We start from the raw sequence: 22794 nt of genomic DNA, 5'->3' as shown, positions 1-22794 counted from the left end.
AGGGATCCCTTATGCTTGATTTAGGTTATCAAGTTTGATTTTAAGTGCAGGGCTGGTCACAACACCGCCATTGTCCATTGCAGCTTGGTAAGCAGCTTTCGCTTTATCCGCTTCGCCTTGGCGTACAAAGAAATCGCCTTTGAGTTCTTCGCGTTGTGCTAAGAAGGCTTTATCAGTCACTTGTTCTAAGGTTGCGAGCGCAGTACCAATTTGGCCTTGTTCTGCCTGAATACGTGCTAAACGCAGTGTTGCCACTGTGTCTAATCCAGCGCCTGGCTTAGCCGCAATCACTTTCTTCAGCGCTTCTTCCGCCTTAGTAAAATCTTTCGCTTCCACCGCGGTTTTCGCGACGATCAGGTCCAGCAGTGCTTGATAGCCCTTTTGGTCGTGATTTTTCGAAAACTCAGCCACGCCAGCCAGCATAGCCGCTTCGTCGCTTGATTTGGTGGTTAAGGTTTGGAAAGCCTGTGATGCTTCTTCGGCTTTCTCGATTTTCATGTCGGAGTAATAGTTCCAACCGTACAGGCCGCCTAAACCAACGACCACACCGATCCCAATCGAGAGACCATAGTCTTTCCAGAACTGCTTGATAGCATCAACTTGTTGTTCTTCTGTGCTATAAATTTCCACGCGCACGTCCCCTTATTTGGTAAGTTCAGCTAAAAATGCGCTTAATGCATTTCGAGCGACCCGTTGTTGTTCGTTGTCATTGCGTAAATATTTAACGGTAACCACACCTTCGGCGAGTTCTTCTTCACCGATGAGTAAGGCTACTTGTGCGCCGCTTTTATCGGCACGCTTAATTTGCTTCTTGAAGTTACCGCCGCCGCAGTGGCTCATAACACGCAGTGTCGGTAAGGTTGAGCGTAACTCCTGCGCCACTTTAATGGCTTCAACCAAGCAGCTATCCCCCATCGCCGCGACATACACATCGACAGCCGCAGGGATATCTTGGGTCAGCTCTAAGGTTTCAAGCAGCAACACAATGCGCTCTAACCCCATCGCGAAACCGACTGCTGGGGTATCTTTACCGCCCAATTGAGCGACTAAACCATCGTAGCGACCGCCCGCAAGTACTGTACCTTGAGAGCCTAAGCTATTGGTAACCCATTCAAAAACCGTGCGATTATAGTAATCTAAACCACGGACCAAGCGCGGGTTAACTCGGTATTGGATGCCAACCGCGTCGAGGAGTTCACGCAATTGTGCAAAATGTTGTGAAGATTCTTCACCTAAGTAATCCATCAACGCAGGCGCATCAGCTAAAATGCTTTGCACTTGTGGGTCTTTCGAGTCCAGTACGCGCAGCGGATTGCTGTACATACGGCGCTGGCTATCTTCGTCTAATTTGTCCTTGTGTTGCTCTAAGAAGGCAATCAAGGCTTCACGGTAAGCGGCGCGCTCAGCAGGGTCGCCTAAGGTGTTCAACTCAAGCGTCACATGCTCGCTAATGCCGAGTTTTTCCCATAGGCGGGCCGATAACATCAACACTTCAGCGTCAATATCGGCGCTACCAATGCCGTAGACTTCCACACCAAACTGGTGGAACTGGCGATAACGACCTTTTTGCGGACGTTCGTGGCGGAACATTGGGCCCATATACCACAGGCGTTGTTCTTGGTTATAGAGCAGACCATGCTCATTACCCGCACGCACGGTTGAGGCGGTGCCTTCAGGACGTAGGGTTAAACTGTCACCGTTACGGTCCTCGAAGGTATACATTTCTTTTTCAACAATATCAGTCACTTCACCGATAGAGCGTTTAAAAAGATCGGTATTTTCCACTATTGGAGTGCGGATCTCACTGTAACCATAAGCAGCCACGCTTGCACGTAGTACCGCTTCCACTTTTTGCCATAGAGGACTTTGAGTTGGCAGAATGTCGTTCATTCCGCGAATCGCTTGGATCTGTTTTGCCACTGTATCGACTCGTCCGATTTTCGCTAAATTAATAAAAAATGTCAGGCATTATAGGCTGTTCAACACTAAACGTAAAATGACCCCGTCGGTTTCGGGGTCTAGCTCAAGGCTTGAGTGTTTTTATAACGCTTAACCTATGGGTTGATTCGGCTGTGTCTGTTACTCAGTCGTGTTTTTCACTTGGATGCGGTTAGCCATTTGGCTCGCCTTAGCGCGAATTTTCGCCTCAAGGGAATCGACTAAGTTATCATTGTCGAAACGCTCTTTTTGACGCTCGCCTTCATCGTAGTAACCACTCTTACGATGTCCACCCGTTAAGCCAATGTGTGATACTAAGGCTTCGCCTGGGCCATTGACCACACAGCCGATGATAGACACATCCATCGCGGTCGTCACATCTTCGAGGCGGCGTTCTAATTCATTTACTGTGCTGATCACATCGAACTCTTGGCGCGAGCAAGAAGGACAGGCAATAAAGTTAATGCCACGGCTACGGATCCGCAGTGACTTTAGGATATCAAAGCCAACTTTGATTTCTTCCACCGGGTCGGCCGCCAAGGAAATACGCAGCGTATCACCAATGCCTTCGGCAAGCAGCATGCCTAAGCCAACCGCCGACTTCACCGCACCGGCACGGGCGCCACCCGCTTCGGTAATACCTAAATGCAATGGCTGGCGAATTTGCTTAGCCAATAAACGATAAGATTCTACCGCCAAGAACACATCGGAGGCTTTTACGCTGACCTTAAATTGGTCGAAGTTCAAACGGTCAAGAATGTCCACATGGCGCATGGCCGATTCGAGTAAGGCTTCTGGCGTGGGCTCTTTGTATTTGTCCATCAGATCTTTTTCTAATGAACCGCCGTTCACCCCAATACGGATAGGAATATTTTTATCGCGGGCGCACTCCACCACACTGCGGATACGCTCTTCGTTACCGATATTGCCCGGGTTGATACGCAAACAGTCCACACCATATTCCGCCACTTTTAAGGCGATACGGTAATCGAAGTGGATATCCGCAACCAAGGGCACAGACACCGATTGCTTAATCACTTTAAAGGCTTCGGCGGCGTCCATGGTCGGCACAGATACACGCACGATATCGGCACCCACTTTCTCTAGGGCACGGATTTGGGCAACGGTTGCCTCAACATCTGTGGTCTTAGTGTTAGTCATCGACTGTACGGCAATCGGCGCACCATCACCAATCGGCACATTGCCCACATAAATGCGGGTTGAAGGACGTCTCTTTATGGGTGTTTCGTTATACATACTCAATACGCTCTTTTCGGTACTCTGCGTCAGGCGCCAGACTTAAACCTGTGGGATAGTCAAACGCGCAACACGACCCTTAGGAAATTCAGCAAGGCTGATGGCTTTACCATCGACCGTAAACGTGGACACGACAGTAGGAGCGCCTAAGATCACTTTAAACGGAGGCACACCACTGGCTTGAATATTCGCGCCAGCACCACGGACGCCGTCAACAATCGCTTTGCCCTTAGCATCGACGATGTTGATCCAGCAATCGCCCGTGAGCTCAATGGTAATGCTCGACAGCCCTGCGGTCACAGGCATGGCTTGCGCTGTCGACGCAGTGTTGGCTGCTGGTGCATTCGATGCGGTTTGGCTCTGCACTGGGGCGGTATTGGTCGCGGCGTTTTGTGTAGCGCTTGGAACAGCAACGGCATTACTCGCTGCCAAGTTCGGCGCAGTGTTAGAAGGATTGTTCGTCAGAACGTTGTTAGATTCGCTCGCATTCACAGCCGAATTGGCAGACGTCTGCTCTGCTTCCATCGCTGCCATATCGTTCATATTCGGGTCGATAGTGCTCTCGTCGGTATCTTTTACCGGTCCATCGGTCGCCATTGAACCATTAACCGCAATCTCACTTAAAAGCGCACTTGCATCAGTTTCCGTCAGCAATACATCACCCGGCAGCGCTTGATTGGCCGCCGCTAACTCTTCAGCAGTTGGTTTGGAGATATCGACATGGGTTACGAGTGTGGATCGTTGCATCCACCACAGCACGAACAAACCCAATAAAACTAACACAATAAAAAAGCTCAGCCACTTTAGTTTAGTGTCACGAGCTTGATAGGTCGTCTTGCGGGAAAAGCTTTGCATGGCAGGCTGAGTCACTAATGGCACCTGCCGCGCTAGACATGCCTCAATCAGGGTGTTGTCGACCCCCAGCATGCGCGCATAGTTTTTGACATATCCGCGAACATAGGTCGAAGAAGAAATATTAGAAAAATCGTCGGCTTCGAGATTTTCAACAATCCCAGGGCGCAGATGCAACTTCACCGCGGTATCCGCAATGCTTAAGCCCATCTGCTCGCGAGCCGTTCTGAGTACTGTGCCGAGCGTTACATCAGGCGTCGATTCAGCTTCACTCGCTGTAACTGGTTCTACTGACGCGTTTATTTCGTTATCTTTCATTGATGCAAATTAACTCTGTATTGCTTAGCTTGAGGCGATGCTGGGAATTTGGCGAGCAATAAAATGCCAAATCGCTTCATAGCAGCATCATCATTCAACGCCTGCTCAATTTTTATTCCGAGCGTTAAACTCTCTGGAGTCTGGGCTGCCACTTGGTGATAACGCGCTAATTGGTTTTGCGCATCGACATAATCACCTTTATCTACCCCAAGCTCAGCCAGCTCCAGTAAAGACACCGAGCGTCTCGGGTCATACTTTAACGCCATCTGAAAATACTGTCGTGCCTTTTCTGTTTGTCCCGCGTCTCGGCTGCAAATGCCTAAGTTCTCGTAACTGGACGCGGTACGCGTATATTTGGGCATTTCTATCGCGGCCAAAAACATTTTTTCAGCTTTTTCGTATTGCTTTTGTTGGCACAAAAACACCCCAAAGTTATTCATGGAATCGCCAGAGGCGTCCTTAGTATTGATAGCGTCTTGATACGCCTGTTCGGTACGTACTAAATCGCCAACGGTTTGATAGTAATAGGCCATGGCCACGTGCACATCTTCTAGCTCTGGCGCATATTCGATTGCTTTATCAAGATTGTATTTGGCTTGTTCCGAGTTACCTCGATTAAGGTAGGTTAAACCGAGCTGCATACGCTCCCGTGCGGCGGCGACTTTATCGAGTTTTCGCTCCGACACGGGAATATCAGTCCCTGAATAGGTACGCTCGGTTACGCATCCTGTCACTAATAATGACAGGGCAATTGCTAATGATAACCCTGACAATCCATGCTTCATGGGCAAGCCTATAAATCTGTGCAAACAAAGAGTTAATTCATTGTGACCGAAATCTGATTTTCTTGCATGCGTTTTTTTGCTAAACGCTTGGTTCGATCGCGAATATCGCCCGCTAACTGTCCACAGGCCGCGTCAATATCATCACCACGGGTTTTGCGTACAATCACGGTTAAGCCATATTCCATTAATACTTTGGAAAAACGGTCGATGCGCGAGTTCGATGAACGACCATAGGGCGAACCTGGGTATGGGTTGAATGGAATCAGGTTAACTTTGCAGGGCGTATCCTTCATTAATTGAGCTAATTCATGGGCTTGCTCTGTGCTGTCGTTGATGTGATCGAGCATCACATACTCCACCGTCACGCGGCCACGGTTAGCGTTAGATTTGGCGATGTAACGGCGAATTCCCGCAAGGAACTCTTGCAATGGATACTTTTTATTTACGGGAACCAGAATATCGCGCAGTTCATCGTTTGGCGCATGGATACTCACGGCGAGCGCCACATCGAGGGCATCACCGAGTTTATCTAATGCTGGCACTACGCCCGAAGTTGACAGGGTCACACGGCGTTTTGACAAGCTGAAGCCGAAGTCGTCCAGCATGATATCCATCGCTGGGATCACGTTGGCAAGGTTAAGCAGTGGTTCACCCATGCCCATCATCACCACGTTGGTGATTGGGCGCTCGCCAGTTTCTTTGGCGAAGCCTAAAAAGTGGGAAACACGCCAAATTTGACCGACGATTTCAGAGACGGTTAAGTTGCGGTTAAAGCCTTGCTGTGCGGTCGAGCAGAAAGTACATTCGAGGGCGCAGCCCACTTGAGAAGACACACACAGGGTAGCGCGGTCATCCTCTGGAATATATACGGTTTCGACTTCTTGGCCTTCACCGACATGGATGGCGAACTTAATGGTGCCATCAGCAGATTTTTGATAGCTAGAAATCTCAGGCGCCACAATCTCACAGCGCGCCGCCAGCTTTTGGCGTAACACTTTGTTGATGTTAGTCATTTCTTCGAAGTCACTGACACCGAAATGATAGATCCACTTCATCAGCTGATCGGCACGGAAAGGCTTCTCACCCAGATCCGCAAATAATGCGCGCATCGCCTTACGATCAAGGTCTAATAAATTGATCTTTTTTTCACTCATAGGACTAACCTCAACACCAAAACCTGCAACAGGGCGGCGAATTATACAGACGCAGAAAAATTTTAGCCAGCAACTCCACACTCCTATGCTAGAATCGGCGTGGGTCAATGTTGGCCTAAATTATGGAGTTGTAATACCACCTATATGTTAACCCTCACCATTATAGTGCTTGTCGCTGTCGGAGTTTCTTTTCTGTGCAGTGTATTCGAAGCAGTGTTGCTTTCGGTTACCCCTAGTTACATCGCTTCGCTCGAACAAACTGACAGTGCCGCGGCCGCAAGGTTACGTAAACTGAAAGAAAACATCGAAGCGCCTCTCGTGTCTATTTTGACCCTAAACACCATTGCCCACACAGTGGGTGCCGCCGTTGCTGGTGCACAAGCGGCCAAGGTTTTTGGTGATGACATGCTCGGCGTGTTCTCCGGAGTGTTAACTTTTATTATCCTATTCTTCTCAGAGATTATTCCTAAATCTGTGGGAGCCAACCACTGGCGCCGTTTAGCCCCAAGTGTGTCGATTGCCATCACTTGGATGAAGCGTGTGACAGAGCCGCTGATTTGGATGTCACAGCAAGTGACTCGCCTGCTAGGTAAAGGTGAAGAAGGCCAATACATTCGCCAAGAAATGAGCGCCATGGCCAAGATTGGTCACGAATCCGGTGAGTTAGACGAGCAAGAGTCTAAAATTTTGACCCAAATGCTCAAGGTGCGTGACGTGCCTGTGACGGCGATTATGACGCCGCGTACCGTGATTTTCTCCTTGCCAGTGTCACTAACGCAAAATGAGTTTGTGCAGGAATATCGCGACAAACCTTTTACGCGCATTCCGGTTTACGATCAGGATCACGACGACATTATCGGCTACATCACCCGTACCGATGTCTTGCTGGCTGAACGTTATACCCCTAACGCACCGATTGGTGAACTCAAGCGCAGCCTATTTGTGGTGCCCGAAACGGCCAAAATCCTACCGTTATTTGAGCGGATGATTAAGCGCAATACGCAGATTGCGATGGTGGTTGACGAATACGGCAGTAGCCAAGGTATTGTGACCCAAGAAGATATTATCGAATCGCTACTTGGCTTAGAAATTGTCGATGTGAATGACCCCGCAACCGACATGCAGCAATTGGCCCGTAAACTCTGGACCAAACGCATGAAGCAAAAAGGCATTCGCCTCTCCGATGATGGCGACTTCGAAGCCGCCGCCGAAGATGACGAGGCGCGCTCGGGTTAATGACATTATTTAGCCATTGTTAAAGTAAAGGGAGCTTGGCTCCCTTTCTTGTTTTTGGGGAGAAGGTTATAATCTCCCGCCGTAAAAGAGGTAGGTTATGACACAGGGATACACACTCTCACTCGCGCACATCAACGATACCCATTCGAATTTTGAGCCAAGCCGCGTCCATTTTTCCGTAAATTTGGGGCTTAAATCCCTCGATATCACCAGCCACAGTGGTGGCTATGCACGCCTTGGTTACCACATTAGCAAGGCGCGTGAGCAAGCAGATCAAAGCAAGACGCCGTTTTTATTTTTGCATGGTGGCGATAGTTTCCAAGGCACGCTGTATTTCAGCCATTTTAAGGGTAAGGCCAACGCCCATCTGCTGAATTTACTCGCGCCCGATGCCATGGTGATTGGTAATCACGATATTGATGAAGGCAATGCGCGCTTAGCTGAGTTTGCCAAGCAAATCGATTTTCCGCTGCTGGCGGGGAATATGGACTTGAGCCAAGAGGATATCCGCAAGCCGGGTAACCTGCGAACTGTGGCGAATATTCTGGCCTATGATGAACAAACCCAGCTTGCCAGCTACCTCGAAAAGCCCTTCTACGACAAAAAGCTCGCCATCATCGGCATTACACTGGATCAGATGAAAGAGATCGCCAGACCCGATCCCGATACCCACTTTGTCGATGCGATTGCGACCACGGCGCGCACCGTCGCGCATCTGCATGCTAAAGGCATCAAGCATATTATCGTACTGAGTCACTTAGGTTTAGATCAGGATAAAAGACTTGCCGAACAAGTCGATGGCATCAGCCTTATCGTCGGCGGCCATACCCATACCCTACAGGGCGATTTTAGCGCCTTGGGGTTAAGCAATATACCCTATGGTGAAACCATCCATGGCACTCCAATAGTGCATGCGGGGAAATATGCCGAAACCTTAGGCTTGGCCGAGATTGAATTTGATGCTGCTGGCCGCGCGATAAGCCTAAATGGTGGCAACTACTTTATGCTCGATAAACAGTTTATGTTGAGTTCGAGTGAGCAAGTGGATGACACCGACTATCAAGCTGTACAGCAACGCTTTGATGAACATCCCTATGTATTGTGGGATGAAGCCGATGAAGACATTCACGGCGTGATCCACGATATCTATCGCCCTGCAATTGCCGAGATGGAAAACAAAGTGTTAGCCCTTGTGCCTAAGAATCTAGTGCATACCAGACTGCCGTCTAAGGCATTACCCCATGGCAGCGAAATCGCCCCTTGGGTGAGCCGTAGTATGTTTCAAGAGGCCAAACTTGAAGATCCTCGCATCCACTTTGCCCTGCATAACGCGGGTGGCGTAAGGCAATCGGTCGCCCAAGGCAGGCTCACCCTCGCCGACGTTTTAGGCCAGTTGCTTCCCTTCGAATTGCCATTGGTCAAATACGAAATCCAAGGCCAGTATTTATACCAAGCGCTGGAATCAGCGATTAACGCCGCCACAAACAACAGCGTGCGCGGCACGGGGGCGGGCAGCTTCCCCTATACCTATGGATTGCGTTATTACTACGATGGCAGACGCCCAATGGGGGAGCGCTTGTTCAAGCTTGAAATGATGCAGCAGGATGGCTTATCGCTCTGGTATCCAGTACAGCCCGATGCACTCTATGTGGGGGTTTCGACCTCTTATACCGCCGCAGGGAAAGAAGGTTATCACCCACTGTTACAGGCGCGCTGGCAGGAATCGATTGAGACGCTCACTCTACCTCAGGCCTTTATTCGCTTCCTCAATCGAGCGCCCAATCCTAATTTAGCGGATTTGCTCTCCCCACATGTGCATTACACCAGCCATTTGAAGCGTTCAGTGTAAGCGCACTGCCACAAACCTCTATCCTCTTTATCAATCACAGTACTTAGCCGAAAGGTTAAGTACTGTGATTCACTCAATCCACTATCAATACTTGCTCTTTACACCTCACTAAAACAACCAGTCGCAATGGGGTAAACGCTCGGCAAACCACGCCTGCGCTTTGCCTTGACTCCCCTTGCGCCATGCGAGAAACACTGGCTGCGCCGGTCTTGGGATCTCAACCTGACACGCGACTAATGTGCCTGAAGCGAGTTCTTCGCGGATCAAATGCTTGGGAAGATAACCTACACCCAGCCCAAGCTGCTGGGCTTTAATCTTGGTCTGCATGTTTGGCACACGAATAACTTGGCGACTATCAAACAATCCACTGGAGCGCTGCGCGAGCGCCGTTGAGCTGTCGGCCACCACCACGGAGGGAAATTGCAACAGGGCTTCGGTCGGGATGGGATGGTCAAACTGTGCTAAGGGGTGATGAGGCGCTAGAGCGAACACGAATTCAAGCATGCCGATTTCGACTAAGTGATATTGTCCCTTAGGCAACTCTCCCGTAACCCCAATGGCAATATCGGCGCGGCCCGAATACAGTGCATCCCAACCGCCACCCAATGATTCCTCGGTGATATTAATAGTCACCTGTTTACCTAACTCGGTAAATTCAGCAATCAGTTTAAGCAGTGGTAAATCGGGCACTACAGTGTCTATGGCTAAGGTTAATGCCGACTCCCAGCCCGTTTCGAGTTGCCGAACCGCCTCTTCAAGCCTAGCGGTGGCGGCTAAAATCTCCCGCCCTTGGCGTAATACCAGTTGGCCAACTAAGGTCAGCTCGGCGCGCTGGCCCTTACGTTCAAATAATTTTACCCCTAAGTCGCTCTCTAATTTCTGTACTGTGTAGGTCAGCGCCGATGGCACTCGGAATAAGGATTCAGCCGCAGCCGAAAAACTGCCTTTCTTATCAATAGCATCGAGCACTATCAATCCATCGAGACTCATCACTGGCAACATAACCGCTCCATATTCAATTTTTTTGAAATATACTTTGAAAATGTTCCGATTTTCTTTCTTAAAGGTCAAGTCTAGACTGTAAACCAATGGAGAGATTGAGCTAAATCTCGACCGTCCCCCATTAACGACATAGTTAAAAAATTTGAATTAAGGAACATCCCATGAAAGCACTTATCACAAAATTACTGACCTCTGCCCCAAGTTTCGCCCCATTGGCCCTGCGTATTCCTATCGGGATTATCCTCATGGCCCACGGCTCGCAAAAACTCTTCGGCTGGTTTGGCGGCTACGGCCTAGAAGGTACAGGACAATGGATGGCCTCCATCGGCTTAACCCCTGGCTACTTAATGGCGCTGATGGCGGGCTCGAGCGAATTCTTTGGTGGCTTGCTGATCATTATCGGTTTACTGACTCGCCCAACCGCACTGGTGTTGTCCTTTACTATGGTGGTCGCGATTTTCTCGGTCCACATTGGTAACGGTCTGTTCCTCAGCAATAACGGTTATGAATTTGGTTTAGCCCTGTTAGCCGCTACTGCGTCTCTGGCCGTGTCAGGTGCGGGTAAACTCAGTGCCGACAACCTATTAGCCGCACGCTTAAAATAAGGAGGAAATGATGATCCGTATACGTAAAGCGCAGGACCGTGGGCAGGCTGATTTAGGCTGGTTAAAGAGCCAACATACCTTCTCGTTTGCCAGCTACTACGATCCGCAGCATATGGGCGTGTCTTCCCTACGAGTCATTAACGATGACAGAGTCGCGCCGGGCGCCGGGTTTGAAACCCATGGCCATAAAGATATGGAAATCATCAGTTATGTGATTTCAGGCACCATAGCCCATAAGGACAGCTTTGGTAATGTTAAGACCTTACCAGCGGGTGAGTTCCAGTTAATGTCCGCCGGTAAAGGGATTTATCACAGCGAGTTTAATGCATCAAACACTGAGTCTCTGCACTTTTTGCAGATCTGGATCCAACCAGACACCTTAGGGATTGATGCGGGTTATCAGCAAAAGGCCTTCGAGCAAACCTCGGCGCTGACCGCCGTGGTCACCCCAACGGGTGAAAATGGCACCTTAAAAGTGCAGCAAGATGCAACCTTGTATCGCCTAATGCTGGCACCGCAAGAGCAAGTACAGATGCCACGGCTTAAGCCACAGCGTCAGCTTTATGTGCAACTGGTGGAAGGTACGCTTAAGGTCAATGACCAAGTGCTCACCCCTGGAGATGGCGCACATATCACCGCCGAAGAAGTGGTTAGATTTAGCGCCACTGACAGCCCAGTCACAGCATTGGTGTTTGACTTAGCCTGATGATGCTTACTGACCAATAAAAAACCGCCAAGGAAACGAGGCGGTTTTTTTATTACTTTGCGTATGAGTAGTCTCTTCGAGCGCGAACCTATGATAAGGACATAATCAAACTAAAGTTCACTAACACCTGCGCCCTGTCGTTTTGTTTATCTTCGGCGGTCAGATAGCGACGTAGTTCATTTCGGCGAATGCAATTAAAGCCCTGTTTCTCAAAGAAAGGGCGCGCCTGATAGGAAGCTTCAACAGTAAGCCGTTTAAGATTAAGGCTTTTGGCCTCTTCGAGTAGAGCCAAGTATAAATGTGTCGCTACACCAGCACGACCATATTCAGGATGAACAAACAGACAATCAACTTCGCCGACTAAGCAATCAAGCTCTTTATCGGGGCACAACCTTAAACTGATAAAGCCGACTAGCTTATCGTCTTCAAGTGCAACCCAAGTGGTGGTGTCTTCTAACTTAGCCAGCCAGTAGGCATCACTTCGCGCCTCACCTTGGTTTTGCGCCCAAGCCAAACGTTCGGTAAGCGAGTAATATTCCTGCGCGCCCTCCATCACACTGGCGTTAAATACCGCCGCCACCTGTGCCACGTCCGCAGGAGAAAATAAGCGTATCTGCATTGGAGTCCACTCCTATGGGTTGATCATGACCAATGGGCACACAGGCAGTGTATTCCCATTCAGTTACAGTTTTTTAGTCATATAAAAACTCGGCAACACTTGGCCAAGTTTTTGTTGATAGCTGCGCTGCTGCTGGACAAATCCGAGCTTAATAAACAGCCCGCGGGAAAGATAAGACGCATCGGCACTCAATTGACTATACCCCAGCTCCCTCGCCCACAGTTCGAGCTGTCGATAAGCTCGCTCCCCCAGCCCCTGCCGTTGCCAATCGGGATGAATATAGAGGCTATCTATATATCCTTTATGGTGAAAATCCGTTTCGACATTGATAAAACCTACACAAATCTTAGATAAGCTCGCGGCATCTGTCACCAAAATAATCCAAGCCTGGGAACGACTTAAGCGTAAATGCCAATGCTGACTCGAACGGGGCGCCTGCGACCAAGCGTTAAGCTGGGCGGCGTTATAACGCTCATGTTGTATTTGACGCACACAGTAATGAAAAAGCTCACTCACCGCTCGGGCATAAGAGCGCTGATAAGGTATGACTTCAATTTGCTTTTTGGCTTGTAAAGGAACTGACACGATTTATCGACCAAGCTTGAACTTATCAACCTATTTTGCCGCGCTTTACCAACGAGTGATAGCCTAGATATGTATGGAAGAGTAAATGCTGAAAACAAAACCGCCTCGACAAGGCGAGGCGGTTTAATGATTCTTGGTAATCATCTATACAGACCGAGATTATTTCTTCTCGATTTGACCAACAAACAACAGCTTGTCGAAGGTGCGGTTTAAGGTTTTGCTGGTGAATTGATTCATCCACATTTGCTCTACCACGGCCACTTTGTCGCCTTTCTTGACTTCAGCTTCTGGGCCGGCAGCCCAAAACGTGTTGTCAGCCTCTTTAATTTGTACATAGGTATAGCCGCCGCCATTCATGGTATCCACAACTGTACCTTCATGAACGACGCCCTGTGCCCAAGCACTTGACATTCCTAACGCTAATGTTGCCGCAGCCGCTAATTTTACCAATTTTGCCATCATGCCTTTTGTTCCTTGTGTTTTACTAATATGCGGCATTAAAACATGCCATAGGTAATAAATCGCCAATCTCTATCACGAAATACAACACTTATCGCAAAAGTAGGATTTTTATCGCCAAGTAGGGAACTCATTTCAATAGCGGTTTTAACATGCCCTCGAGGCCATTGAGTTTTACCTCATAAATCAGCGCTAACTGCTCCCCTAATTTTCCCTTTGGAAATCCCTGTTGATGAAACCACACTAAATAAGGTTCGGGTAATTCGAGTAAGCGGCGGCCAGCATATTTGCCAAAGGGCATCACCTGATTTACGGCATCGATAAGCTGTTGTTGATCCATGGAGGTATTAGCTTTAACTTAGACAGAAGACTAGATGCAGGATGCTACCCTATTGCCCAATGAATGCCTATGCTAATGTCGCCTAAAGTACGACGACGGCTAAATAGAATAAGGGCAAGCCATAGGCTCGCCCTTGGTTGGTAATCCATCAAGCGTAGATTTTACGCAGATTCGGCCCAAGATTGGCACAATGCGAATGCTCAAAACCGTACTCAATGCAGAGCCTTTCTTCCTCCCCGTGGGCGTTAATGCTCACACAAGTACCTTGACCTGCATGTTCATCCACAAAGGCCATGACTCGCTCTAACATTATTTTGGCCAGCCCCACATGGCGATATTCAGGTAAGACAATAAAATCCTCAATCGCCAGATGGTTAGCCCTATCACCATATACGCAAGCGGCTGCCACTAAGGCGGAGGTATTTTTTTGTTGCTCAGCCGTTAGACGAATAGAGACCCAATATAAAGGCTGTAGCGGATGCCCATCCGCCATCTCAACGCCGATAGAAGGATACCCCGCCGCATCGCGTAGATTCAGCAACTCATGAAACAAAGGTGCAGATTCAACCAACTCAAATTCAATAGGCATAAGCATTTTAATATCCATTTTGGCATCCCTTCACGAATGGTAGAAAAATCAAGGTGATTAGACGGCATAATAGGAAAATCCTAACCGAATTAAGTGGCAATTTGATGACATAAAGCGCAGCAGCAAGACAACTTTCGACTGAAAAACAGCAACCAACACTCAGTGTTTCGATAATATTTAAGAATAAAAACTAAAAACCATCTTCAAAAATGAAATATGCACCATCAGCCAGATAGCTCAATACTTCTAAACTGACCTAGCTCACCTCAACATCTTACAAGTCAATAAAGTACAAACCCATTAAAAATCATAATATTAACCAACAATCAGCCTTATTCATCCTTTCGTCTGATAAGAGTCAAATTAACGGCACCCGTCACTGTAACGTCAAATATTAATCACGCGACATTTTATAAAAAAGTGTCAAAAATCAGCTAATTGACCGAAGTTAACATAGGGTTTACATTCATTTCTAACAACAAGGTGCGGTAAAGCTCGATGATTACAACAACCGCCCAAGTGATACCCTAAGCATTGAGGAATTCGTCATGATAGTGTTAGTCGGCGGCGAAAAAGGCGGCAGCGGTAAGAGTTGCCTAGCACAAAATATCGCAGTATTTCTCACCACTGAATGTGGTGCCTCTGTCATCATGGTGGATTGCGATCCACAGCGAACCACATCCGATTGGATCCAAGCCAGAAACAACAACCCAAAACTTGCCAGCATCAACTGCGTGCAACTTTACGGAAAAATCCGCAATGATCTCTTGAGCTTAGAGCAGCATTATGACTTTGTGATTGTTGACTGTGGCGGCCAAGATAACCTAGCGTTAAGGGCTACTATGTCGGTAGCATCTCATATCTTAATGCCACTGCGACCAAAACGCCGCGACTTGAAAACCGTGAGTCATATGGATGATATCGTCGCGACTTGTAAGATGATTAACCCTAAATTGCACGCCTCCTTTGTTATTACCCAATGCCCTAACCTGCCTAACCAAGCCAATCGAATTTTAGAGGCCAAAGAGGTCTGCAAAACTTACGATATCAATGTATTAGATGCGATCACCTATAGCCGTAATATCTATGATGATAGCGAAGAGTCAGGGTTATCTGTTATCGAGATAGAACCAAAGGGCAAAGCCGCCGCCGAAATCCGTGCTATCGCCTGCGAAATGTTCCAAGTGGACTGCGCCGCCTCATTAACGGCCTTACTCAGATCAAGTACACCAATGGCCGCGCATCGTGCCGCTATCAATCAACCTCAGCCAAACCATCTGAGAGGACAATATGGGACTCAGCGACCTCAAGAAAAACGCTATGCCATCTAGGGGAGGCGTACAGCCCCTCTCCCTTGATGAGTTTATTGATGCCGCGACCCTCTATGCCATGGGAGAAAGTCATATTCCAAGCACGGGCAGTTCAGTAGCGGCGATGGAGCTAGTGAAAGAATTACCGCTTGAAGTCGCACCACTTGAAGTCAAGTTAGATACTTCCAATGTGGTGACTTTGCATCGGCCGCAAACGGCATCAAGCCCCCTTGATGCCACGACTGACGACGAACGGCCGCATTACCGCAAAGCCACGTTTTCGTTGAGTGAAGCGGCAATCAGCCATTTAGCCAAGCTCTCTGAAGAAAGTGACATTTCCAAATCTAAATTGATCCGTTTTTTAATTGAACAACACTATGCTTTGCCAACCGCCTTGCGGCAGATGCGCGAGCAACAGATAAAAAAATCATAGTACCGCGCTATCTCCCACCCTTTTCCGGTGATCCACATTGATTAGGTCACCGTTTTTTTTGCCTCAAAAACCTTACAATAATTAAGACATAGTTTTTTATCAGGCCTATCCTTAATGTACAGCTAGGTTTATTAGTGCTATTTATTAGCATGTTAACCTTTGTATCTGAGGAGTCATTCTTGTTAAGACCTTTATCGCTCCTATTTATTGGACTTGGATTAACGCTAACAAAACCCGCTTTAGCGGAATTTTCCTTGGCTCAAATTCCCCCGCTATCGAATAAAACCCCTATCACTTTGGTCGCCGAAAAAGGTTTTTGGACCGACTATCTAACCCGTGAAATGCTGCCTAAATTCACTGAGAAGACGGGTGTGAAGGTCAATGTGGTCAGCACTGAACTTGATGGCATGTTTGAACTACAGACCCAAGCGCTGCTGCAAGGCGAAGGTAAGTACGATTTGCTCACTATGGAGGCTGGTTGGGCAAAAGAGTGGGCGGCCAATGGCTACACAGTTCCCTTATTAGAATTGGCAAAACTCTACGATCCCGATGGTGAAAAGGCGATGGAGAAGTATCTTGAACCTTACTATCCCTCACTCCTTAATATTTTGTCCTATCATGGTGAGTTACATGCTATTCCCTACAATAACTATGTGATGGGCAGCCACTACCGTGCAGATCTGTTTGAAAATAAAACGGAACAAACCCACTTTCAGCAACGCTTCGGTTATCCACTTAAACCCGCAACTAATTTTGATGAGCTGCAGGATCAAGCGGTATTTTTCACCCGAAAAGCAGGTGAACTTCTCGCCGATAAACCGCTAAGCCATAACTTCTATGGTCTTGCCTTAATGTCAGGCAATAAGCCCCATATTAACGATGAATTTTCAAGCATTATCTGGAGTTTGGGCGGCGCTTGGATGTGGCCCATCTATAATCAACAAAAGCAGCTGACTCACTTTGAAGTTCCCGTATTTAATCAAGAAGCCATTAAAGCTGGAGAGATTTACCGCAAACTGATGCCCTACGCCATGCCTGCGGACGATAAATTTGCCTTCAATGAAGCGGCGAATGCAATGGCAACAGGGCAAGTAGCAATTTGGCCATTTGCCTACAACAACCTGTGGTCCGCCTCCTTTAAAGTCGAGGCTAATATTCCAGGTGCTAGGCTTGCTGTGGCTCAAATCCCTGGCGGTACGCCCTATAATGGCGCCTACGCCTTTGCAGTCAGTTACGACAGTAAAAATCCTCAAGCCGCCTATTGGTTGCTCAAATATATGGGTACCTATGAAGCCCAATATGCCTACGCGCTCGGCGGCGGTAATCCTTGCAGGATGGATGTCATAACAGCACCTGAATTTAAACAAGCATCAAAAAGATCGGTTGCCGGGGCATTCGAGGCTAGTCATGTTGCGAACTTGTTTTGGTCTACTAAAGTATTGGAAGTAGGACATTTTACCACTACCGCTATGGGGCAGATTTATCCAGAGTTAAGCCATGCTTGCTACGCTGCTAGCCGACATGAGACCAATAGTACAGATATTTTTATAACGCTAAGTACCAAAATTAAATATTTGCAGAACACCTTTGGTGAACTCCCTGCAATTGATAAGAAAAACAAATGAACCCGAAACGACTCACCAGTCTAAAACATAAAATTACACTGGCCTTCTATATCATTCTGGGCATGGCTTTGCTTAATGGCGTGATCGCTATTCTGTTGTCGCAAGAATTAAGAACTGAGATAGAGCAATTGGTTAGCACTGAGGTCGTAAAAGTCACAACCGCACTGCAATTAGCTAAAAATAGTGAAAGATTGCAAATAATTACCACTGAATTAAATCACTATGATACAGAAGAGCAGCGACAATCCCTGCTCAAGGAGTTAACTATCCAGTGGGAACATCTACTAAAAGATACAAAGGTACTCTATACCTTAGAAACAACACCCAATATGCATCAAGCACTCAATAGCACTATTGATACACAGCTATACTTTCAACAACAACTCCCCTTGCTCGACAAGCTTACCGATAGCGCATTGCAAGCCAAAATACAGGCACAAAATATTCAAACTAACTTAACTGGAATGTCATCGGCATTTTCCGATGAAATGCAGATGTTACTGGATCAGACCCATAAGCGTTATAGCCTGTTATTTGCACAAAAAAATCTTAATGGCATAACTGAAAATCTCAGCGAGCATCAAACACTTTCTGAGTATCTTCACCTAGGAGAACATCTATTTGTTTTATTGGATGAAGTAAAAAACACATCAAGCATAGTGGCATTGAATCGGCTCCAACGTGAAGCTATGCGACTACTGATCCAAATGGAAGATGTTGTTCCGACAATGCGTTCAAATAATAATATTTACCTCAATTGGTTATCTCAAATAAAACAAAATATGGTTGGTAACGACAACCTGTTTGAACTGTCCCGCAATGCCTTAAAAAGCACCCAAATCGCCAATGCTCATTTTAGTTACCAAGCGAATGCTGCCCGAGAAATTGCCCAATTCACCCAAGAGTTAGTAAACCATGTTGAAGAGGAAATTCAGCTAGCAGGCTCAAATCTGAAGAGTGACAGCACATCCTTTGTGATTTTGATCTTTTGCGGTGGCATTCTCTATTGTTTCTTTATCTGGCTCACTAGCTGGCATTTTATTGCCAAAGGTATCATCAAACCGGTTATCGCTACCCGTGATGCCATGAATGCGATTGCAAATGAAAAGCTTGATACTCAAATGCCGATTACGGATAACCTTGAGTTACAGCAAATGGTAAGTTCACTAGAAACGCTGAAAACCTACGCAGCTCAAGTCAAAGCGATGGCGGAAACCGATGGTCTAACTGGTTGTTATAATCGTCGATATTTAGATACCCAAATACAGAAGGAATTGAGTTACGCCAACGATCACAATATGCCATTAAGTCTCGTGATGTTTGATTTAGATAACTTTAAACAGTTCAATGACCAATATGGCCACGTTGTAGGGGATCAATGTTTAAGGCAAATCGTCAATGCCGCTAAATCAATTCTACAGCGGCCTACCGATATTCTTGCCCGCTACGGTGGTGAAGAGTTTATGCTACTACTTCCTTCTAGCCATCTTGAAGACGCTTACAAAATTGCTGAACGTCTACGCAAAACCATCATAGATTTGCGTATTCCCCATCAAAATTCTGCACATTCTGGTATTGTAACCATTAGTCTTGGAGTCGCCTGCTGGCAGCCGTCGCAGGCACTTGATGTCAATAAACTCATCAGCCTTGCGGATGAAGCACTGTATAGCGCCAAACAGGCAGGGCGAAATCGCACAGAGGTTTTAGACAAGGCTTAATTACATCAACCAGCGTGAGTGAAGATCTTTAGGTGCAGCTTAGGGACAGGAGCATTGTTCGCCATTTTATACCTCCTTTTATCTAATCAAGCTTGTGCACTGAGATAAACAAAGTAACGAACATTCAAAGGTTTTAGCTGCCAAACACAGGCGGACTTATCCCTTCGGCATCCAATACGCCAAAGCTGACAAGCCAAGAAATCTAAGCACATATCAAAACAATACCTTATCTAATTACATCTATTGATTGACCAATCATCGCGTTATTTTTAACCAAAGGGATTGAGTTCAACCTAATGAATCCCCATTAGCTAATATACTAAACACAAAAATCGTAATGAGGGCCCATGCTCGCGACCTTAACTATTCTCCTAATCGGCCTCAGTGCGATCGCTTGGTTAGCATCGAGCCGCTGGCGCAAAACGCTCCAGCGTAAACGCGTAATGGCCAGGGCCTTTCCTAAGGCTTGGCGAACGATTTTGAAGAAAAGATTGCCTTATTTCCACGCCTTGCCAGCGGATCTTCAGCTGCAACTCAAACGCCATATCCAAGTCTTTTTGGATGAAAAACGATTCGTTGGCTGCGACGGTTTGCAAATAACCGACGAAATTCGCGTCACCATCGCCGCGCAAGCATGTTTGCTGCTGCTAAATCGCAACACCGATTTTTACCCTAATCTGAGGCAGATATTGGTCTATCCCGATGCCTTTATTGTCGAGAGCCATCGCCAAGATCCCGCGGGTTTAATCTCCGAGCAACGCAATGTGCTGGCAGGGGAATCCTGGGAGCAAGGACAAGTGATACTGTCGTGGAGGAATACCCTTGAGGGCGCAGCCAATCCCCACGATGGTAATAACGTGGTCATTCACGAGTTTGCCCATCAATTAGATCAGGAGGATGGTCACGCCAATGGCGCACCGATTTTACAGCGCCGTCAGGATTATCTGTCGTGGTCGAGCGTATTTAGTCAGGCCTATAATGAGTTAGTGCAAGCTGCCACCCTTGGCCGCCCGTCCCTGTTTAATTACTATGGTGCCACCAATCCCGCAGAGTTTTTTGCCGTGGTAACTGAAGTCTTTTTTGAACAGCCAGAAGCACTTAATCTTGAGCATCCAGCCCTTTACCGCGAGTTGAGCCATTTTTATCAACTCGATCCGATAAACTGGCACTGATCTAATTAGCATCTGTTCTAGAAACCATCAGACCGAATAACCATAACGATAACGATAAGGAATCCACAATGACAATTTTCACTCGCACGGAGCGCAACCCCAATTTGGCACGCACTCGCCAGCACCAGGCCCTGTTCAGCGCCAGCGTGTTAATGCTTGGCGCCCTATGTTTTCATCCACAAACCGCCATTGCTGACGAACAAGTTGCAACAACACTTAGCGATGAGCAAGCGGCAGCCCAAGTGCTGGATAAATTAAATCAATATTCAAGCAGTGCTGATTGGGACAAGTATTTTGCCCTCTACAGACAGGATGGCATTTTTATTGGAACCGATGCGACTGAGCGCTGGGGCATGGCCGAGTTTGAACGCTATTCACGCCCGACCAAAGGTTGGCGCTACGACTTAACTCGTCGCCATTTAGTGCAGCATGGTGATGTGATCCTGTTCGATGAACTGCTTAATAGCCCAAGCTACGGCGTGAGTCGAGGCACTGGCACCCTAATCAAAACCAATGGGGAATGGAAAATTGCCCAATATCATTTGAGCTTTCCCATCCCCAATGCGATTGCCAAACAGATTACCGCTGAAATTAAAAACGCTCAGTAAGTTGCTATTTTAACGACACGGTAAAACACACATTAGCTAGCTGCGAGAAGTGGATAAAAGCTTGAAAATCCACTTCTGTAAAGCTTCTTTGAGATGGACCTCTATCGGCATAATAAAAACCTATCACCTTACTATCAACCAATAGCGGTGCCACTAAAAAACCCGACTCAGGTAGCTGAGTTTTTAATTCTTTGCACTGCTCTAGCCATTTTTTAGCATTAGGATTATCCACCCACTGGCACTCCTTATGCTCCATCGCCTGTGGGAATAACCCTTTTTTATCACTAAGATCGATGATGAACTGCCGCTTCATATCTTCGGCATCTCTGCCAAGCATAATCCTAGGTTGCAACTGTTTACGACTAGGCGATAACAACAAGACACCACAACGGTCTACCCCAACACCTTCTAAAATTCCCTCAAGCACGGTTTGCATGATTTGGTTAAAATCGGCTTTATTGATCGCAAAGGCGGTGAGCTCACGCAGTTTGGCCAATTGCACATTTAAGTTGGCCTCAAACACAGGTAAATCGACCGCTGGCATACTGGGTTCAATTTTATTGATGCGTTTAGGATCGGGTAGAAAGTCTATCAGTACTTTAGCACCATAGGCCTCAGCTAGTTTATGGGTTGCCTTAGTACAGCGCTGCATCCTTAGGGTAAATTCCGCCTCATCAAGCCCAGTAAAATTGGCTGCTTGATTGATATAACTATCCAATTCAGTTTTATCGATAATCTCTGCTGAAAGAGTTTCGCAGAGCTTATCGGCTAGAAAGATCGAGCGGATCTCTGGACGTTGGTCATCGGGATAATTCACCGCTTGGATCAATAACTCCCCTAATCCCCAGTGGCGCGCAATACTCTGCGTCAGTTGCGAGAATGAGGTACCTAAAGCTTCACGAATGACGCTACGCTCTTCGACGGGGTTTTCACACTCGGTTAATTGGCTGTCTAAGATTTCGGTAAACTCACCGCCAATACTCCAAAATGCACTCTCACCAATGTGATAAAGCAAAGAGGCGATAAAGGCTTCTTCCTGAATATCATCATCGTAATGACTCAACATCATCCGAGTTAACATCGCGGCTTGAAATGCCTTCGCCATTAATTTGATGAGACGCTGATAAACGGCGGGGGCGAGATTTTTACTCTCCAATAGGCTCGATAAGAGTTGTGCTGTGATACAGATATTACGTACGGCATCGAAGCCAAGCACAATAGCGGCTCGACTTACCGTCGAAATTTGAGTATTGCCTTTATGGTAAATCGCGCTGTTAGCGACACGTAAAATGCGGGATGTGAGGGCATTATCATGCATCACGCTCCGCCCCAGTAAGGCGAGAGACGACACGTCATCCTTGGCAAGCTTTTCTAGCGTTTGGACCGTGGAACAGAGTGCTGGCATTTCCAAATCACTGATCCGTTTTGTCCAATAATCGACCCCTTTATTAGTATTATTGTTAGGTTTCAACCCAGCATGACCTCGATGATATGAAGTTATTGTTTTTAGTATAGATAAACTTAAAAAAATCGCCTGACATCTGGCTCACAATTCGACTTTTGATTTTAAAATCCGCGATATAGCAGGTAAGACGTATAAAAAAGCCCAAGTTTTCACTTGGGCTCAAAGCCGA

General features: G+C 47.2%; 23 protein-coding genes. 10 read left to right on the top strand and 13 right to left on the bottom strand.

The window, feature by feature from the left end; all coding sequences use genetic code 11:
- Positions 1-9: 9 nt before the first annotated feature.
- From EYR25_RS05605 to rlmN, 6 genes are all read right to left on the bottom strand, one after another.
- On the bottom strand, positions 10-630 hold the full coding sequence (locus EYR25_RS05605; RefSeq protein WP_133178791.1) for a tetratricopeptide repeat protein: 621 nt from the start codon (positions 628-630) through the stop codon (positions 10-12).
- A gap of 12 nt (positions 631-642) precedes the next feature.
- Positions 643-1920: a histidine--tRNA ligase gene (gene hisS / locus EYR25_RS05600; RefSeq protein WP_011716313.1), complete on the bottom strand. Its 1278-nt coding sequence runs from the start codon at positions 1918-1920 to the stop codon at positions 643-645.
- Positions 1921-2079: 159 nt separating this feature from the next.
- Positions 2080-3195 carry a flavodoxin-dependent (E)-4-hydroxy-3-methylbut-2-enyl-diphosphate synthase gene (ispG, locus tag EYR25_RS05595; RefSeq protein WP_133178790.1) on the bottom strand — a complete coding sequence of 372 codons (1116 nt, stop codon included), beginning with the start codon at positions 3193-3195 and terminating at the stop codon, positions 2080-2082.
- Between the two features lie 42 nt (positions 3196-3237).
- Positions 3238-4365 carry a RodZ domain-containing protein gene (locus tag EYR25_RS05590; protein ID WP_133178789.1) on the bottom strand — a complete coding sequence of 376 codons (1128 nt, stop codon included), beginning with the start codon at positions 4363-4365 and terminating at the stop codon, positions 3238-3240.
- Positions 4362-5150 (bottom strand): type IV pilus biogenesis/stability protein PilW, encoded by a 789-nt coding sequence (pilW, locus tag EYR25_RS05585; RefSeq protein WP_023266486.1) that lies wholly within the window; start codon positions 5148-5150, stop codon positions 4362-4364. Before pilW ends, EYR25_RS05590 begins: the two co-directional genes overlap by 4 nt.
- 32 nt (positions 5151-5182) lie before the next feature.
- Positions 5183-6304, bottom strand: coding sequence for a dual-specificity RNA methyltransferase RlmN (gene rlmN, locus EYR25_RS05580; protein ID WP_023266487.1), 1122 nt, complete (start codon positions 6302-6304; stop codon positions 5183-5185).
- Between the two features lie 144 nt (positions 6305-6448).
- Between rlmN and EYR25_RS05575 the strand changes: the two genes are divergently transcribed.
- Together EYR25_RS05575 and EYR25_RS05570 are read left to right on the top strand one after the other, a co-directional pair.
- Entirely contained in the window at positions 6449-7540 is a 1092-nt protein-coding gene (locus tag EYR25_RS05575) for a CNNM domain-containing protein (RefSeq protein WP_133178788.1), read from the top strand.
- Between the two features lie 97 nt (positions 7541-7637).
- Positions 7638-9389, top strand: coding sequence for a bifunctional metallophosphatase/5'-nucleotidase (locus EYR25_RS05570; RefSeq protein ID WP_133178787.1), 1752 nt, complete (start codon positions 7638-7640; stop codon positions 9387-9389).
- A 108-nt stretch (positions 9390-9497) separates the two neighbouring features.
- On the opposite strand, the gene EYR25_RS05565 is transcribed toward EYR25_RS05570, so the two are convergent.
- Positions 9498-10391: a LysR family transcriptional regulator gene (locus EYR25_RS05565; RefSeq protein ID WP_133178786.1), complete on the bottom strand. Its 894-nt coding sequence runs from the start codon at positions 10389-10391 to the stop codon at positions 9498-9500.
- 161 nt (positions 10392-10552) lie between these two features.
- On the opposite strand from EYR25_RS05565, the gene EYR25_RS05560 reads away from it, so the two are divergent.
- Entirely contained in the window at positions 10553-10996 is a 444-nt protein-coding gene (locus EYR25_RS05560; protein ID WP_023266491.1) for a DoxX family protein, read from the top strand.
- 10 nt (positions 10997-11006) lie between these two features.
- Positions 11007-11702, top strand: a complete 696-nt coding sequence (locus EYR25_RS05555) for a pirin family protein (RefSeq protein ID WP_039977781.1) — start codon at positions 11007-11009, stop codon at positions 11700-11702.
- Between the two features lie 88 nt (positions 11703-11790).
- Here EYR25_RS05555 and EYR25_RS05550 read toward each other — a convergent pair whose 3' ends face one another.
- From EYR25_RS05550 to EYR25_RS05530, 5 genes are all read right to left on the bottom strand, one after another.
- A complete protein-coding gene (locus tag EYR25_RS05550) occupies positions 11791-12321 on the bottom strand; it encodes a GNAT family N-acetyltransferase (protein ID WP_133178785.1) in 531 nt (176 codons plus the stop codon).
- A gap of 63 nt (positions 12322-12384) precedes the next feature.
- Complete coding sequence (locus EYR25_RS05545) at positions 12385-12906, bottom strand: GNAT family N-acetyltransferase (protein ID WP_133178784.1); 522 nt, start codon at positions 12904-12906, stop codon at positions 12385-12387.
- Between the two features lie 159 nt (positions 12907-13065).
- The gene (locus EYR25_RS05540) at positions 13066-13368 is read right to left on the bottom strand and encodes an NrfJ (protein ID WP_133178783.1); all 303 of its coding nucleotides are present in this window, start codon (positions 13366-13368) and stop codon (positions 13066-13068) included.
- A 127-nt stretch (positions 13369-13495) separates the two neighbouring features.
- Positions 13496-13705, bottom strand: coding sequence for a DUF3820 family protein (locus EYR25_RS05535; RefSeq protein WP_011622004.1), 210 nt, complete (start codon positions 13703-13705; stop codon positions 13496-13498).
- Positions 13706-13853: 148 nt separating this feature from the next.
- Entirely contained in the window at positions 13854-14312 is a 459-nt protein-coding gene (locus EYR25_RS05530; RefSeq protein WP_133178782.1) for a GNAT family N-acetyltransferase, read from the bottom strand.
- Between the two features lie 530 nt (positions 14313-14842).
- On the opposite strand from EYR25_RS05530, the gene EYR25_RS05525 reads away from it, so the two are divergent.
- The 6 genes from EYR25_RS05525 (at position 14843) to EYR25_RS05500 (ending at position 21160) form a co-directional block, all read left to right on the top strand.
- Positions 14843-15625 (top strand): AAA family ATPase, encoded by a 783-nt coding sequence (locus EYR25_RS05525; RefSeq protein ID WP_023266497.1) that lies wholly within the window; start codon positions 14843-14845, stop codon positions 15623-15625.
- Complete coding sequence (locus EYR25_RS05520) at positions 15585-16037, top strand: hypothetical protein (RefSeq protein ID WP_039977784.1); 453 nt, start codon at positions 15585-15587, stop codon at positions 16035-16037. The genes EYR25_RS05525 and EYR25_RS05520 overlap by 41 nt, the downstream gene beginning before the upstream one ends.
- 134 nt (positions 16038-16171) lie before the next feature.
- Positions 16172-17662: an ABC transporter substrate-binding protein gene (locus EYR25_RS05515; RefSeq protein WP_243729936.1), complete on the top strand. Its 1491-nt coding sequence runs from the start codon at positions 16172-16174 to the stop codon at positions 17660-17662.
- Entirely contained in the window at positions 17659-19380 is a 1722-nt protein-coding gene (locus tag EYR25_RS05510) for a GGDEF domain-containing protein (protein ID WP_133178780.1), read from the top strand. Before EYR25_RS05515 ends, EYR25_RS05510 begins: the two co-directional genes overlap by 4 nt.
- Positions 19381-19727: 347 nt before the next feature.
- Positions 19728-20552, top strand: coding sequence for a M90 family metallopeptidase (locus EYR25_RS05505; RefSeq protein ID WP_133178779.1), 825 nt, complete (start codon positions 19728-19730; stop codon positions 20550-20552).
- Positions 20553-20620: 68 nt separating this feature from the next.
- Complete coding sequence (locus EYR25_RS05500; RefSeq protein ID WP_133178778.1) at positions 20621-21160, top strand: nuclear transport factor 2 family protein; 540 nt, start codon at positions 20621-20623, stop codon at positions 21158-21160.
- Positions 21161-21164: 4 nt separating this feature from the next.
- On the opposite strand, the gene EYR25_RS05495 is transcribed toward EYR25_RS05500, so the two are convergent.
- The gene (locus EYR25_RS05495) at positions 21165-22631 is read right to left on the bottom strand and encodes an HDOD domain-containing protein (protein ID WP_133178777.1); all 1467 of its coding nucleotides are present in this window, start codon (positions 22629-22631) and stop codon (positions 21165-21167) included.
- Positions 22632-22794: the final 163 nt, after the last annotated feature.

The organism is Shewanella decolorationis, assembly GCF_004354305.1.
In the GTDB taxonomy this organism is placed as follows: Bacteria; Pseudomonadota; Gammaproteobacteria; order Enterobacterales; family Shewanellaceae; genus Shewanella; species Shewanella decolorationis.
Note: the sequence above shows the minus strand (reverse complement) of the source record. Positions and strands in the feature narration are given on the sequence as shown.

Bases quoted from the DNA above. Each gene is read 5' to 3' on its own strand.
- EYR25_RS05555 (WP_039977781.1), top strand. From the start codon at position 11,007: ATGATCCGTATACGTAAAGCGCAGGACCGTGGGCAGGCTGATTTAGGC.
- EYR25_RS05565 (WP_133178786.1), bottom strand. From the start codon at position 10,391: ATGTTGCCAGTGATGAGTCTCGATGGATTGATAGTGCTCGATGCTATT.
- EYR25_RS05540 (WP_133178783.1), bottom strand. From the start codon at position 13,368: ATGATGGCAAAATTGGTAAAATTAGCGGCTGCGGCAACATTAGCGTTA.
- EYR25_RS05535 (WP_011622004.1), bottom strand. From the start codon at position 13,705: ATGGATCAACAACAGCTTATCGATGCCGTAAATCAGGTGATGCCCTTT.
- EYR25_RS05530 (WP_133178782.1), bottom strand. From the start codon at position 14,312: ATGGATATTAAAATGCTTATGCCTATTGAATTTGAGTTGGTTGAATCT.
- EYR25_RS05550 (WP_133178785.1), bottom strand. From the start codon at position 12,321: ATGCAGATACGCTTATTTTCTCCTGCGGACGTGGCACAGGTGGCGGCG.
- EYR25_RS05560 (WP_023266491.1), top strand. From the start codon at position 10,553: ATGAAAGCACTTATCACAAAATTACTGACCTCTGCCCCAAGTTTCGCC.
- EYR25_RS05525 (WP_023266497.1), top strand. From the start codon at position 14,843: ATGATAGTGTTAGTCGGCGGCGAAAAAGGCGGCAGCGGTAAGAGTTGC.
- EYR25_RS05520 (WP_039977784.1), top strand. From the start codon at position 15,585: ATGGGACTCAGCGACCTCAAGAAAAACGCTATGCCATCTAGGGGAGGC.
- rlmN (WP_023266487.1), bottom strand. From the start codon at position 6,304: ATGAGTGAAAAAAAGATCAATTTATTAGACCTTGATCGTAAGGCGATG.
- ispG (WP_133178790.1), bottom strand. From the start codon at position 3,195: ATGTATAACGAAACACCCATAAAGAGACGTCCTTCAACCCGCATTTAT.
- EYR25_RS05510 (WP_133178780.1), top strand. From the start codon at position 17,659: ATGAACCCGAAACGACTCACCAGTCTAAAACATAAAATTACACTGGCC.
- pilW (WP_023266486.1), bottom strand. From the start codon at position 5,150: ATGAAGCATGGATTGTCAGGGTTATCATTAGCAATTGCCCTGTCATTA.
- EYR25_RS05590 (WP_133178789.1), bottom strand. From the start codon at position 4,365: ATGAAAGATAACGAAATAAACGCGTCAGTAGAACCAGTTACAGCGAGT.
- EYR25_RS05570 (WP_133178787.1), top strand. From the start codon at position 7,638: ATGACACAGGGATACACACTCTCACTCGCGCACATCAACGATACCCAT.
- EYR25_RS05505 (WP_133178779.1), top strand. From the start codon at position 19,728: ATGCTCGCGACCTTAACTATTCTCCTAATCGGCCTCAGTGCGATCGCT.
- EYR25_RS05500 (WP_133178778.1), top strand. From the start codon at position 20,621: ATGACAATTTTCACTCGCACGGAGCGCAACCCCAATTTGGCACGCACT.
- EYR25_RS05575 (WP_133178788.1), top strand. From the start codon at position 6,449: ATGTTAACCCTCACCATTATAGTGCTTGTCGCTGTCGGAGTTTCTTTT.